Origin of the sequence: Paraflavitalea devenefica, from assembly GCF_011759375.1 — a bacterium.
Taxonomy (GTDB): Bacteria; Bacteroidota; Bacteroidia; order Chitinophagales; family Chitinophagaceae; genus Paraflavitalea; species Paraflavitalea devenefica.
Genome location: NZ_JAARML010000001.1, coordinates 2,059,800 through 2,072,876, shown reverse-complemented (window position 1 = coordinate 2,072,876; position 13,077 = coordinate 2,059,800). Strand labels below are relative to the sequence as shown.

The 13,077-nt window shown below is 47.1% G+C and carries 13 protein-coding genes; 8 read left to right on the top strand and 5 right to left on the bottom strand.

Going from position 1 to position 13,077, the window contains the following annotated elements; genetic code table 11:
• Nucleotides 1-18 precede the first annotated feature (18 nt).
• From HB364_RS08535 to HB364_RS08525, 3 genes are all read right to left on the bottom strand, one after another.
• Nucleotides 19-888, bottom strand: coding sequence for a PstS family phosphate ABC transporter substrate-binding protein (locus tag HB364_RS08535; protein WP_167287463.1), 870 nt, complete (start codon nucleotides 886-888; stop codon nucleotides 19-21).
• Nucleotides 889-1,137: 249 nt separating this feature from the next.
• Nucleotides 1,138-1,389 (bottom strand): hypothetical protein, encoded by a 252-nt coding sequence (locus HB364_RS08530; protein ID WP_167287462.1) that lies wholly within the window; start codon nucleotides 1,387-1,389, stop codon nucleotides 1,138-1,140.
• A gap of 115 nt (nucleotides 1,390-1,504) precedes the next feature.
• On the bottom strand, nucleotides 1,505-1,867 hold the full coding sequence (locus tag HB364_RS08525; RefSeq protein ID WP_167287461.1) for an energy transducer TonB: 363 nt from the start codon (nucleotides 1,865-1,867) through the stop codon (nucleotides 1,505-1,507).
• Nucleotides 1,868-2,308: 441 nt separating this feature from the next.
• Here HB364_RS08525 and HB364_RS08520 point away from each other — a divergent pair, with 441 nt between their 5' ends.
• From HB364_RS08520 to HB364_RS08500, 5 genes are all read left to right on the top strand, one after another.
• Nucleotides 2,309-2,779 (top strand): low molecular weight protein-tyrosine-phosphatase, encoded by a 471-nt coding sequence (locus HB364_RS08520; RefSeq protein ID WP_167287460.1) that lies wholly within the window; start codon nucleotides 2,309-2,311, stop codon nucleotides 2,777-2,779.
• A 23-nt stretch (nucleotides 2,780-2,802) separates the two neighbouring features.
• Nucleotides 2,803-4,185 (top strand): histidine--tRNA ligase, encoded by a 1,383-nt coding sequence (hisS, locus tag HB364_RS08515; RefSeq protein WP_167287459.1) that lies wholly within the window; start codon nucleotides 2,803-2,805, stop codon nucleotides 4,183-4,185.
• A gap of 87 nt (nucleotides 4,186-4,272) precedes the next feature.
• Entirely contained in the window at nucleotides 4,273-5,886 is a 1,614-nt protein-coding gene (locus HB364_RS08510; protein WP_167287458.1) for a DUF4836 family protein, read from the top strand.
• A 106-nt stretch (nucleotides 5,887-5,992) separates the two neighbouring features.
• Complete coding sequence (locus HB364_RS08505) at nucleotides 5,993-6,634, top strand: ATP-binding cassette domain-containing protein (protein ID WP_167287457.1); 642 nt, start codon at nucleotides 5,993-5,995, stop codon at nucleotides 6,632-6,634.
• A gap of 24 nt (nucleotides 6,635-6,658) precedes the next feature.
• Entirely contained in the window at nucleotides 6,659-7,855 is a 1,197-nt protein-coding gene (locus HB364_RS08500) for a hypothetical protein (protein WP_167287456.1), read from the top strand.
• Between the two features lie 7 nt (nucleotides 7,856-7,862).
• Here HB364_RS08500 and HB364_RS08495 read toward each other — a convergent pair whose 3' ends face one another.
• Nucleotides 7,863-8,321: a DinB family protein gene (locus HB364_RS08495; protein ID WP_167287455.1), complete on the bottom strand. Its 459-nt coding sequence runs from the start codon at nucleotides 8,319-8,321 to the stop codon at nucleotides 7,863-7,865.
• A gap of 60 nt (nucleotides 8,322-8,381) precedes the next feature.
• Nucleotides 8,382-9,584, bottom strand: coding sequence for a thiolase family protein (locus tag HB364_RS08490; protein ID WP_167287454.1), 1,203 nt, complete (start codon nucleotides 9,582-9,584; stop codon nucleotides 8,382-8,384).
• A 164-nt stretch (nucleotides 9,585-9,748) separates the two neighbouring features.
• On the opposite strand from HB364_RS08490, the gene rlmN reads away from it, so the two are divergent.
• The 3 genes from rlmN (at nucleotide 9,749) to HB364_RS08475 (ending at nucleotide 12,972) form a co-directional block, all read left to right on the top strand.
• Complete coding sequence (rlmN, locus tag HB364_RS08485; RefSeq protein ID WP_167287453.1) at nucleotides 9,749-10,804, top strand: 23S rRNA (adenine(2503)-C(2))-methyltransferase RlmN; 1,056 nt, start codon at nucleotides 9,749-9,751, stop codon at nucleotides 10,802-10,804.
• Between the two features lie 96 nt (nucleotides 10,805-10,900).
• Nucleotides 10,901-12,241, top strand: coding sequence for a pseudouridine synthase (locus tag HB364_RS08480; protein ID WP_246228362.1), 1,341 nt, complete (start codon nucleotides 10,901-10,903; stop codon nucleotides 12,239-12,241).
• Nucleotides 12,242-12,252: 11 nt separating this feature from the next.
• The gene (locus tag HB364_RS08475) at nucleotides 12,253-12,972 is read left to right on the top strand and encodes an RluA family pseudouridine synthase (RefSeq protein WP_167287452.1); all 720 of its coding nucleotides are present in this window, start codon (nucleotides 12,253-12,255) and stop codon (nucleotides 12,970-12,972) included.
• The last annotated feature ends 105 nt before the right edge of the window (nucleotides 12,973-13,077 follow it).

The window sequence follows — 13,077 nt, the reverse complement described above, 5'->3', positions numbered from 1 at the left end:
ACGGTATCCGTTGGTTGTTTACTCTTCTTTGATATCCATAGGTCTCACCTGAAACGAATTCCTGGCTGGTAGTAGATAAGCCCTGTAAAAGATCCTTTGTCCCTTATCTACATTGATGAGAAAATTCGTGAATCCGCTGCCAAGTCCCTGATAATTTTCTTTTAAAATATAATATAACGGCCGTACCATCGGATAGCGGTGAGCTGCAATATTATATTGTACGGGATCAACATAGATGCCTTCGCACCCCAGGCATTCCACTTTGGCAATTTTAACTTTTTGTAAAAAGCTCAATTGCGTGGAATCTTCCTTATTGCCAATCCAGTTCACTCCTACCAGTCCTATGGCATCCGTGTTTTTTGATACGTAGTCTATGACCCCTTCACTGCTGGCAGCCGCCACTACATTTTTACCCATTGGCTGTCCTTTGAGCAGGGAATCTACCACGTATCTTACGGTGCTGGTAGCGGTAGTACCATCCAGCAATACTTTGTACTTAAAGCCACTGATCCCCTTCACCATCCCGCGTATATCCTGCATGGTAAAAAGCGAATCCCGTACCTGGTTATTGACCACGACGGCAATAGCGTCATAGGCAAGAGGCCCCCATACAGGCGTAAAGAACAATTTCGTTGACAAGGTCTTTGCTTCCTCATCGGTCAGCCCACGCGTCACAATCACCATCCTCGTACTGTCGTTATTCAGGTCGCGGAGGCATTCTGCTTCCGGCTTATAGTGTACAATGATCTTAGCGTCAGTATTCTGTGATTCAAACACCTTTATCTGTGAATCAATCACCGGCTTAAAGGACTCATCCACGCTGATGTGAATAGTACCACTTTTAAGCGTATCCTTATATACGGGCCCATTCCCACTTTGGCAACTCATCATCAACAACATTCCCAAGCCTATAATTCCTATACCTGTTTTACAAAACCGGGTTATTATCCTGTTGCGTTTCATCCCTAAATAAATTTTCTTTTCTCCGGGTATTCAAAAAGCCTATACAGCCAGTAGAGTACCTGCTGTCGTGTTTTTTGAATAAGTCGGATAATGGCCGGATATGAGAACCTTTCAAATACCTTACCGGAAATGGTATTTATGCTGCGGGGGATTGGATTTTTTAGGTGTATTTCCTTAGCGGAAATAGTTTTTCTTATAACCCCTGTATATTCTGAACCCTCCATATAACAAACACAGCCCTGCAAAGATCCAGGAGAAGGGTTTGGTTGGGAATTCCAGTTCTATGCCCAATCGATCGGAAAACAGGAAAAACAGGCCCATCGCGGTATAAATAAATCCCATACCATAGTCCATGATCGCCCGTCTGTTTGCATAGGCTTTTTGCCGCTTGTCTTCTGCTCTTTTATCTTCTGAATCCACTGTCATCCGATTTTTTAATGGGTTCGGGCAAGATAAGAAATAACCTGCAATTGAGCACTGTGGGTACTATTTTACTCGAAAATTAATACCCCTTCCATTATCCCCCTGCCAATATTAAATATTATTCTACGGGCACTTCAAAAATGATGGGTATCATGCAGTAAACCGATACTGTTTTCCCTCCCTGCGAGCCGGGTGTCCAGCGTGGCATTTTAGCCACTACCCGCAGGATCTCCTTTTTGAAAGCCTCATCAGCCGTTGTTATAAATTCCACGCCCGAAAGATGGCCGTCCTTATTGACTATAAAACGTACAGGCACCTTTACCCGTTGCCCCGGCTCTATCACTTCTTCCGGCACACGCAGGTGCCTGCCGAGGAAACGGCCGTTATAGTCCCTGCGCAGGCTGTAAGCCCCATAGTCTTTGTTTCTTCCTTCAAATAATATGTCAAGTATGTCCGATTGCAGTATCATGTCTGGTTTCATCGTAGTTGATTTTTAAGCCCATTGCCCTCCGGGCAACAAAGCGTGAATAAACCGTTGAAGATGAATTCATCAGCATGACTTGCGCAAGTCCTTGTTATTGAGATGCAACAAGGTGTAGAAATCCATATTGCCGGAACCGGGATTAGGAGGATTTTAAGGATTGGGCGTCCCAGGTCAAAGCGCACTCACTAAGGGTTGGGGAGCGGCTGTTGGGACCTGCCAACTACCGGCTTTCCTCCCTTCATGAAGGCACCATCTTAAGGTCATCCTGGGGTCATCTTAGGGTCATCCTAGGGTTTTCCTAAGGTTTAGACCCTAAGATGACCCCAGGATAACCCTACCTAAACCTGAAGATGGCCGAATGAAATAGCCTTTTACCTTGGTTCATACAAGGATGAAAAAAGGGTTTGCACCTGCTTTGGCCTGATTATCTTTGCAGCCATGAAAATTTTGATGGTGTGCCTGGGGAATATTTGCCGTAGCCCCCTGGCTGAAGGGATTTTACAACATAAAGCCCGGCAGGCGGGACTGGATTGGACTGTAGACAGCGCTGGCACCAATGGCTACCATGTAGGCGAAGCACCCCACCGTTTATCGCAGAAAGTAGCCCTCCTGAACGGTATTGATATCAGCCGGCAGCGGGCGCGCCGCTTCAGCGGAGTCGATTTTAGCCAATATGATAAGATCTATGCGATGGCCGGCGATGTGGTAGAAGAAATGAAGAGGCTGGCCAAACAGCAGTACCTGCCCGGCAAGGTAGACCTGTTGATGAATGAACTCCATCCTGGCAGCAATATGGATGTGCCCGATCCCTGGTACGGCACAGAGCCCGGCTACCATGAGGTGTTTACAATGATAGATGAAGCTTGCGACAGGATTGTTAGCCAATACACTCAATATTCAAAGAAATAATTAACAGATACTGATTTTATACAATGACGAAACCATCATTACCACAGGGAACAAGAGATTTCGGACCGGAAGTAGTTCGCAAGAGGCAATATATCCTTAATACCATCCGCACGGTGTTTGAGCTGTATGGGTTTCAGCCATTGGAAACCCCCGCTATGGAAAACCTGGAAACGCTGATGGGAAAGTATGGTGATGAGGGGGATAAGTTGATCTTTAAAATTCTCAATAACGGACTTAACGATCCAAAGAATATTGATAAAGCCAGGGCAGCTTTTGAAAATGTATTGCAGGGCAAGAACGATAAGAACTTTACTGAGAGAGCGCTGCGGTATGATCTTACCATCCCCTTTGCCCGCTATGTGGCCATGAACCATGGTCAGCTTGCTTTTCCTTTTAAACGCTACCAGGTACAACCGGTATGGCGTGCCGACCGGCCACAGAAAGGCCGCTACCGGGAATTTTACCAGTGCGATGCGGATGTGGTAGGTAGCAATGCCCTACTGAATGAGGTGGAGCTATCGGCCATTTACTGGCAGGTGTTCGGGGAACTGGGGGTACCAGTGGAAATCAAGATCAACAGCCGTAAAATACTGGTAGCGCTGGCCGAAGCCTGTGGCGGCAGTGATAAGATGACAGACATTACCGTGGCCATTGACAAGCTGGATAAGATAGGTTTGGAGAAGGTAAAAGAAGAATTGCTTACCCGTGGCCTGGATGAACACCAGATAGCTATCATTGCCCAATACCTGGATATCAGTGGCAGCAATGCCGAAAAGCTGAACAAGCTGAAAGAACTGGTAGGCAGCCTGCCTGCCGGGGCCAAAGGCATAGAGGAGCTGGAGTTTGTGATCAGTCATTTTTCCTCGCTGTTATCGTCTGCCGGTCAGCAATCGCCATTGGTAGTAGATTTCACGCTGGCCCGTGGCCTTAATTATTATACCGGTATTATTTTCGAAGTGAAAGCCATCGGTGTACAGATGGGCAGCATTGGTGGTGGTGGCCGTTATGATGACCTTACCGGCCTGTTTGGCGTGTCCAATATTCCGGGCGTGGGTATTTCCTTTGGGGTAGACAGGATCTATGATGTGCTGGAAGAACTGAAACTTTTCCCACAGGAGGTGCAAACCGGCACCCAGGTGCTGTTCTTTAACCTGGGCGAAGCGGAAAGTAAAACGGCCTTTAAACTGATGCAATCTTTGCGCAGCAGCGGCATCCGCTGTGAACTGTTTCATGAGCAGGCTAAGTTTGACAAGCAATTCAAATATGCCGAGAAAAAAAATATACCCTTTGCCGTAATTATTGGCAGTAAGGAACTGGAAACAGGTACCTGTGTAGTAAAAGACCTGGGTAAGGGCGAACAGAAAGCCGTAAAGTGGGACGAATTGAAGGCTGTTTTCCTCACCTGACAGGGTATTTTATCCTAATCACTCATTAATACTGGCTAATCCGGGAAGTATTTTGTTTATTTGGGTCAGTTAAATCAAAAACCCTTTATGCAACGTACTTCTTTATTGGGCCTGCTGGCCTTTGCGTTGGTGTTGATCGTTTCCTGTAGTACTGCCGACAAATCAGGCATTGCTATTCCGAAAGATGCCGCCGTCGTATTGCACATTAACACTTCTTCCTTATCGTCTAAATTAAGCTGGAAAGAGATCCAGCAAACAAACTGGTTCAAAGAAGCTTACGCCGAAGCGGATGATTCCCTGGCTAAAAAAATGCTGGACAATCCAGAGAATTCGGGCATTAACACAGAAACCGACCTGGTATTTTTTGTAAAGCGCCAGGGTAAAAACGGCTATGGTGTTTTTGAAGGTGGTCTGAAAAATGCAGCCGCCTTTGAAGCTTTTAATAAAAAGATAAAGCCCAGTGCTACCAGCTCCAAAGACGGGGAGCTGACCATCCTGAAAATGGACAAGGATGCTATCGTGGCCTGGAATGACACTCGTTTCATTTATGTAGGCAATCCTCATTTAAACGACTTTGACCGTTATCAGGAAGGTGAGCCCAAAGCCTCCTTAACTTCAGACAGCCTGGTGAATTTTGCCAAAGGGTTATTCAACCTGGAATCATCCAAGAGCTTAACCAGTGACGATAAGTTTGCTTCACTTTTAAAAGAGAATGGTGATGTACACGTGTGGGTAAATGCAGAGAATCTGTACGGCAATATGCTCAGCGAGGTGACAGCCATGATACAGAACTTTACCAAGCTCACAGAAGGCAATATTTCTGCGATGACCCTGAACTTCGACAATGGCAAGATCGATGTGAAAGCAAAGACCTATTATAATAAAGAGCTGGGCAAATTATACGAGAAGTATAAAATGAAGAATATAGATGCCGATGCCCTGGCACGCATCCCTTCAGAGAATGTAACCGGTGTTTTTGCCATGAACTACCCACCCGATGGCTTAAAAGAGTTCCTGAAAGTATTGGGTGTGGATGGCATGGCCAACAGCTTCCTGGGTGAAGTAGGTTATAGCATGGATGAGTTTGTGAAGGCCAATAAAGGCGATCTGCTGGTAGCGGTTTCTGATTTTGAGATCAAAACCGAGCAGGTTACAATTCCCAGTTATGAAGAAGGAGGCACGCCTTATACGTATAACAAAACAGACCCCTCTGTGAAAGTATTGTTTGCTACCTCTATCAACGACAAGCCGGCATTTGACAAGATGATTAGCATTATAAAAGCTAAAACAGGGGAAGCACGCGGCGGTGTTGACTTTTTCTCTAAGATCAGTTATTCCCTGAATGATAAATGGTTTGCTGCCGGTAATTCAGAAGAGCAGGTAAATAAGTTCCTGGCTGGTGGTGCTAATAATAAGCAAGCTTTTATTGGTAAACTGACCGGCCATCCGATGGGTATGTATGTTGACCTTCAAAAGATCCTGAAGGCTTCAGAAGCAGCCTCTACCGACAGCACCCTCAAAGTGATATTATCAGAATCTGTAAGGATGTGGGAAGATATTGTAGCTACAGGCGGTGAGATCAATGACGGCGCTATCAGCAGCCATTTTGAGATTAACCTGGTAGACAAGAACACGAATAGCTTAAAACAACTGAACCAGTATTCCGACCGGTTAGCAGCCACCCGGAAAAGAGGTTTCTAATATTTTGTTTTTATAACAGGCAGGGCTTATTCCCTGCCTGTTTTTTTGTTGCCAGGCCATGCAGGCTATCCGGCATTTTATTTCAGATGACTATTTTTGAACTGTTATGACTATCACGTTTCAGGATGTACTACCAGTTTATTTTGAGGAGAGCCGGCGTCAGCAATCTGAAGTATGGGGAAAGCAACTGGTATTTAATAAAGGAGAATATATTAAGATCGTAGCGCCATCGGGCAGCGGCAAGTCGTCGCTTACCCATTTCCTCTATGGCCTGCGCAAAGACTATAATGGCAACTTCCTGTATGGTGATGCCAACCTCCGCACCTTTTCGGCAGAAGATTTCGCCCGGTACAGGAAAGACCATATCAGCATTGTATTCCAGGACCTGCGCCTGTTCCCGGAACAGACAGTGCGGGAGAACCTGGAACTGAAACGGCAACTGAATCCTTACCATCCGCCAGAGAAGATCACCGAAATGGCAGAGCGGCTGGGCATTGGCAATAAGCTGTCTATAAAGAGCCGCATCTGCTCTTATGGTGAGCAGCAGCGTATAGCTATTATACGGTCCTTATTGCAGCCATTTGATTTCCTGCTGCTGGATGAACCTTTCAGCCATCTTGATGACAATAATTCCAAAAGAGCCATGGAACTGATGCTGGAAGAAGCAAAGGCCCGCAATGCCGGGATTCTGTTTGCCGACCTGGAACGTATTGATTTTTTCCCGTGGACAAGATTGTACCATTTATAAGCAACCTGTAAAATATTATACCCTGTGGCAGTATCCTTCCAACCTGTAAAGCCGCTGTTACAAACAGGCACCAACACCGCCTCCCGCTGGTTTTCGTATGCCGGACTGGGCATTGGCGTGTTGCTGTTGCTCTGCTCAATCCAGATGTATATTAATATACAACAGTTGCTGGGCGGCAATACGCCCCGTAAAGATGGTTATGATTTTATTTCTATCTCCAGGACGATCACGAATGAAACGATGGGGCAACTGGACAAGAACCTGTTCACCACCGCCGATATGCAGGAGCTGGCATCAAAGCCTTTTGTGGAAGGCGTATCACCCCTGCTGGCCAATAATTTCCGTTTCCAGATCAGTGGTGGTTCAATTGCTCCCTTTGTAAGTGATTTTTTTGTTGAATCGCTGGATGATAGTTTTATTGATACGGTACCAACGTCCTTCACCTGGCATGCGGGTGATGGGGTGGTACCCATTATTGTTTCTTCCGACTTCCTGGAGATATACAATGTATTTGCGCCGGGCTATGGCTTGCCGCAGATATCGGAAGCCACTGCCACGCAACTGGGTCTGCAACTGATCTGCTATCATCCTGATGGCACCCGCGAGACTTTCCGCGGACGTATCGTAGCACTTAGCGACCGGATTAATTCGATTATTGTACCCAAAAGTTTCCTGGACTGGGCCAATAACCGGTTTGGCACCACCAAAGAGATCAGGGCTTCACGCCTGTATGTGAAAACGAAAGACGCCAATAACCCTGACTTCCTCAGTTTCCTGCAGCAGAAGCAATACAAGGTGAATAAAGACAAGACGAAGTTTGGCCGTGTAAAGCAGGTATTGCAGGGTATTTTCAGCGGGCTGGGCATTTTCGGATTGATGGTCGTGGTCCTGGCCCTGATGTTGTTTTCTTTTTACCTGCAACTGATGATCGCGCGCAGTAAGGACAACCTGCAATTGTTGCTGATGCTGGGCTACTCCCCCAACTGGCTGAGCAAAAATGTTTCCCGCCGGTTCATCCCTGTATATTTATTGATCGTATTGCTGGCCGTAGCCTTCGCACAAGGTATGCAGTGGGCCTTCCATCACTTTGTGATGTTTGACCGGGAAGAGCTTTCCACCCCGCTGCATTGGAGTGTATTTGTAATCGCTGTATTCCTGGTAATCCTTTCCCTGATCACGAATTACAGGATGGTAAAGAAGTTGTTGTATAAGATGGTGTGAGCCACGGCTACCCACCAAACACCTGCCCCCAGTGATGGTCCATGTGTTCTATATAATCAATAACGAGCCATTCGAGGGTTTTGGATTCGCCGGAGGGAATGATGATCTTATAGGAAAGTTTCTCCGCAGGAATGCTGCTGATCACATATACGATCTGTTGGTTGAGTAATTTCCACAAGAGCAGCATATGGTCAAGCGGTAGGTCCTGGTAGCGGTTGATGGCTACTAAGTTATCCTGCATGTAACGAAGCACTTTATAAGGTTGCGGCTGACTCTGAATATCTACAAACCGCTTGAGGTTGTTGATGGCGGAATCAATCAGGTGTCCCAATATTTCTTTCTTTGACCATTTGCCCGGAGCCGGTTTTTGCAGCAATTCTTCTACAGGTATTTCCTGGATGCGGGTAGGGATGTTGTTGATGTGGGCGGTTAAGTCAATGATCACTTGCTCAATGGTCATGGTCATAAACAATGATTTAAATGTTCAATGATTAATTTTCTCCCGATAGCCATCGGGACGTGCCAATTACATTCCCTCATATATAATTGCCGCGCCCTGCCCTACTCCTACGCACATGGTGGCTAGTCCGCGTTTGGCGCCGCGGCGTTTCATTTCATGTAATAAGGTGGCAGATATCCGGGCGCCGCTGCACCCCAACGGGTGACCGATAGCAATAGAGCCTCCGTTGACATTTACTTTCGACGCATCCAGTTCCAGGTCACGCATACAGGCAATGGATTGCGAAGCAAAGGCTTCATTGAGCTCTATGAGATCGAGGTCTTTGGCGGTGATGCCGGCACGCTGCAATGCCTTGCGCGAAGCAGGTACGGGACCAACGCCCATGATGGCCGGGTCGACACCGGCAATGGCCATAGAGCGGATGGTAGCCATTGGCTGCAGGTTGTATTTTTTTACGGCTGCTTCACTGGCCAGTAATAAAGCGGCGGCCCCGTCATTGATGCCGGAAGAATTGCCGGCCGTAACAGAACCCTCTTTTATAAAGGCAGGCCGTAAAGAGGCCAGTTTTTCCATAGATGTCTTGCGGGGCGGCTCATCTGTTTCGAGGTAGATCTTTTCACTCTCATTCTTACCACCCAATATTTCTATGCCGCTGATCTCTGCTTTCCAAAGTCCCTTATCCTGTGCGGCAAAATATTTCTCCTGGCTTCGCAAAGCAAACTCATCCTGCTCCTGACGGCTAATGTTCCATTGCTTTGCCACATTCTCTGCCGTTTCGCCCATGGAATAGGGATAATATTTATCTGTCAATCGTTTATTCACAAAACGCCAGCCAATGGTGCTGTCGTGCACTTCAGTAGCCCTGCTCCAGCCGGTACCTGCCTTGGCCATGACAAAGGGAGCGCGGGTCATGCTTTCCACCCCACCTGCTATGTACAGTTCGCCTTCATTGCACATGATAGCGCGGGCCGCATCCATAATGGCCTGCAGTCCGGAAGCACATAAACGGTTCACGGTATTACCGGCTACAGTTACCGGTAAGCCGGCCAGCAGGGCTGCCATACGGGCCACGTTGCGGTTATCTTCCCCGGCCTGGTTGGCATCGCCGGCAATCACATCTTCAATGGCATTTACGTCTATACCGGTATTGCGTTGCAGGAGGGATCTGATCACATGGGCCAGCAGGTCGTCGGGACGGATGGTGCTCAGGGCCCCGCCATATTTGCCGATGGGGGTGCGTACGGCATCAATAACATACACTTTGTTCATATAGCTATATTAAGGGGGCAAATATAAAGGCTTCGCCATTAAGTGGGGGAAAAGAGGTACCAGGACGGCTGTTCCCGCATTTATTACGAATTGATATTCAATGAAATAAACCACTCCCAAGCGCCCTTCCCCAATTATGGGGCCATTAGCGTACCTTTGCGGCGATGAAAACGGCGAAGAAAAATATCCGGCACCTCACGCCGGATGAATTGAATAGTTATTTTGAAACACTGGGGGAGAAGAAGTTCCGCGCCAAACAGGTGTACGAATGGTTATGGCTGAAGCAGGCTCAACAGTTTGACGCCATGACCAACCTGAGCAAGGAGCTACGTGCTAAACTCGCCGATAATTTTTCCCTGCCTGCACTTACCGTAGATGCTACCCAGTATTCTGCTGACGGCACTGTTAAATCACGTTTTAAAACACATGATGGCCACCTGGTAGAAGGGGTGCTGATCCCTACAGAAGAACGTAAAACCGCCTGTGTATCCTCACAGATCGGTTGCTCACTGAGCTGTAAGTTCTGTGCTACCGGGTATATGGACCGCAAACGCAACCTCGACTTTGATGAGATCTATGATGAGGTGGTGCTGATCAACCAGCAGAGTGAACGGGTATATGATAAGAAGCTCACGAATATTGTATTCATGGGCATGGGCGAGCCCCTGCTGAATTACCGGAATGTACTGAAAGCGATTGAGCGCATTACTTCACCGGATGGCCTGGGTATGAGTCCGCGCCGCATTACGGTATCCACTGCCGGCGTAGCCAAGCAGATCAGGCAACTGGGCGATGACAATGTACGGTTTAAGCTGGCCCTTTCCTTACACGCGGCCAACGATACCAAACGCAATGAGATTATGCCCATCAATGAAAGCAATAACCTGCAGGCATTGATCGAGGCACTGAATTACTTTTATAAGAAGACGGAGAACGAGATCACGTTTGAATATATCCTGTTCAACAATTTCAATGACAGCCTGAAGGATGCCGATGAATTAATCAGGATCTACAGGCAGGTGCCGGCCGACCTGGTGAATATCATAGAGTACAATCCTATTGATATGGCCACGTTCCGTAAGCCGGATGAGCAGGTAGTGAATAATTTTATGAGCTACCTGGAAAAGCACCGCGTGAATGCCCGCCTGAGAAGGAGCCGCGGCAAGGACATTGATGCCGCCTGTGGACAGTTGGCGAATAAGGAAGGGATTATTGGTTAGGTATTAGCTGTTAGGAGTTAGCTGTTAGCGCTTCGGCAGGCTTACGATTATATATTTTATTTTATCATTACTGTTGTAAAACAGCAAATCATTATTATGAGTAAGAGTAGTAAAGCTCCCTTCGGAAAGTTTATCCAACAAAAAGAAACGGGCGCAAAAAAGAAAGAGCGTATCCGCCAGGAGAAAAAAGTACAGCGCCAGGAAACAAAAGCCTATTTCGATAAGAAGAAAGAAGAAGCCAGGGCATTTCGCCAGGGCAATGCCGCCAATGCAGCCGGCGCGGCCCCTAAAACACCCAAAGGAGGTTTTCCCAGTGCGGTGGGGAGAAAACCGAAATCAGCCGATAAGCAAGGAACCGATGACTGGCAAAGCGGAAGAGATAGTATGCGGGAAAATGCAAAAAGCGGTGGCAAGAAGTTTGTGAACAAGGGCTATAACCGCATGAGTTATATGGAGCGGAAGAAGAAGCAGGCGGAGAGAGAAACACAGAATCCAGAATCCAGAAGCCAGAAGCCAGAAGCCAGGGTACAGAAACCGGCCTTCGGTAAAAAGCAGGAAAGCAAGCCTGCCTTCACTAAAACTCCAGCAAACAAACCTGCTTACAGTAAAGCACCAGCAACTAAACCAGCTACAGGTAATAAGACCAAACTTACTATTAGTAAGCCCTCACAGGAACCAGCTAAACCTGCGGCAGGAAAAGCATCAAACGTTATCCCCCTCAATAAATTTATTGCACACGCAGGCATCACCTCACGCAGGGATGCAGCCGATATTGTGAAATCGGGACTCGTTGTGGTAAATGGTAAAGTGATCACAGAACCAGGTTTTAAAGTAACGGCACAGGATGAAGTGAAAGTGAATGGCAAGCAGATCACCATCCGGAAGAATATGGTGTATATCCTGATCAACAAACCCAAAGATTTTATCACTACTACAGAAGACCCGCAGGGAAGGAGAACAGTGTTGGACATTATTAAGCATGCCACGACCGAAAGGGTATATCCTATCGGCCGCCTGGACAGAAATACTACCGGTGTATTGCTCCTGACGAATGATGGCGAACTGGCGCAAAAACTGGCGCATCCCAGTTATATGGTGAAGAAGATCTATGAAGTGAAGCTGGACAAGCCTTTAATCAAGAAGGATTTTGATACGATCGCTAATGGCGTCACCCTCGAAGATGGTTTTGTAGCACCCGATGCACTGGCTTATGCAGACCCCAAGGATAAGAGCGTGATCGGGATTGAAATACACAGCGGCCGCAACCGTATTGTACGCCGTATTTTTGAATTTATGGGATATGATGTGCGCAACCTGGACCGGGTAATGTATGCCAACCTCACCAAGAAGAATGTAGACCGCGGCAAATGGCGCTTCCTCAGTGAAAAAGAAGTGCGCCTGCTGAAATACCTCAATACTTCGTACACTAAAAAATAAAATACCAGCACGTGGTTAAGTCATCGCCGGAGATATTGATCGAGAACGATCATTTTATTGTGCTCAATAAACCATCTGGCTTATTGAGTATTCCTGACCGGGAAGGAAAAGAGTTTTCCCTGAAGCAAATGCTGCAGGAAAAGTTTGGACAGATCTTTACGGTACACCGTCTTGACCGTGATACAAGCGGGATCATTGTATTTGCCAAAGATGAAGAAACGCATAAGTACCTTTCCCAGGCATTTGAGGAAAGAACGGTAGAGAAATATTACCTGGGCATTGTTAATGGAGTTCCTCCTGAAAAGAAAATGACCATTGACGAACCCATAGCGGAGAATACCACCAAACGTGGCGTAATGCTGATCCACCAGCGGGGAAAGCAATCGATAACAGATTATGAAGTGCTGGAAGAGTTTGGCAAGTTCTCTTTATTGCGGTTCCGTATCCATACGGGACGTACCCACCAGATACGGGTGCATATGCAACACGTGGGTCACCCCATCGTAGTAGATGCACTGTATGGCGATGCCAACCCCATCCTGGTATCTTCCTTTAAGCGGAATTATAACCTGTCGAAAAGTGAAGAGGAAGAGCGCCCCATCCTGGGCAGGCTGGGGCTGCATGCAGAGCGCTTACGCTTTAAAGATGCACAGGGTAATGAGTATGCAGTGGAAGCACCTTTACCGAAAGATATGCGGGCTTTGTTGCAGCAGTTGAGGAAGAGGAAGTAAGTCAATGAGAACCGCAGAGTCCCCTCCGGGAGACTCTGCGGGAAATATAAAAGCAAGAGCCGCCTTCCAGAGGCGGCTCTTGCTTTTACGTTAATAATCAGCAAT

What these genes read in the sequence shown, in the direction of transcription:
- HB364_RS08535 (WP_167287463.1), bottom strand. Translation starts at nt 888, where the DNA reads ATGAGTTGCCAAAGTGGGAATGGGCCCGTATATAAGGATACGCTTAAA.
- HB364_RS08530 (WP_167287462.1), bottom strand. Translation starts at nt 1,389, where the DNA reads ATGACAGTGGATTCAGAAGATAAAAGAGCAGAAGACAAGCGGCAAAAA.
- HB364_RS08525 (WP_167287461.1), bottom strand. Translation starts at nt 1,867, where the DNA reads ATGAAACCAGACATGATACTGCAATCGGACATACTTGACATATTATTT.
- HB364_RS08520 (WP_167287460.1), top strand. Translation starts at nt 2,309, where the DNA reads ATGAAAATTTTGATGGTGTGCCTGGGGAATATTTGCCGTAGCCCCCTG.
- hisS (WP_167287459.1), top strand. Translation starts at nt 2,803, where the DNA reads ATGACGAAACCATCATTACCACAGGGAACAAGAGATTTCGGACCGGAA.
- HB364_RS08510 (WP_167287458.1), top strand. Translation starts at nt 4,273, where the DNA reads ATGCAACGTACTTCTTTATTGGGCCTGCTGGCCTTTGCGTTGGTGTTG.
- HB364_RS08505 (WP_167287457.1), top strand. Translation starts at nt 5,993, where the DNA reads ATGACTATCACGTTTCAGGATGTACTACCAGTTTATTTTGAGGAGAGC.
- HB364_RS08495 (WP_167287455.1), bottom strand. Translation starts at nt 8,321, where the DNA reads ATGACCATGACCATTGAGCAAGTGATCATTGACTTAACCGCCCACATC.
- HB364_RS08490 (WP_167287454.1), bottom strand. Translation starts at nt 9,584, where the DNA reads ATGAACAAAGTGTATGTTATTGATGCCGTACGCACCCCCATCGGCAAA.
- rlmN (WP_167287453.1), top strand. Translation starts at nt 9,749, where the DNA reads ATGAAAACGGCGAAGAAAAATATCCGGCACCTCACGCCGGATGAATTG.
- HB364_RS08480 (WP_246228362.1), top strand. Translation starts at nt 10,901, where the DNA reads ATGAGTAAGAGTAGTAAAGCTCCCTTCGGAAAGTTTATCCAACAAAAA.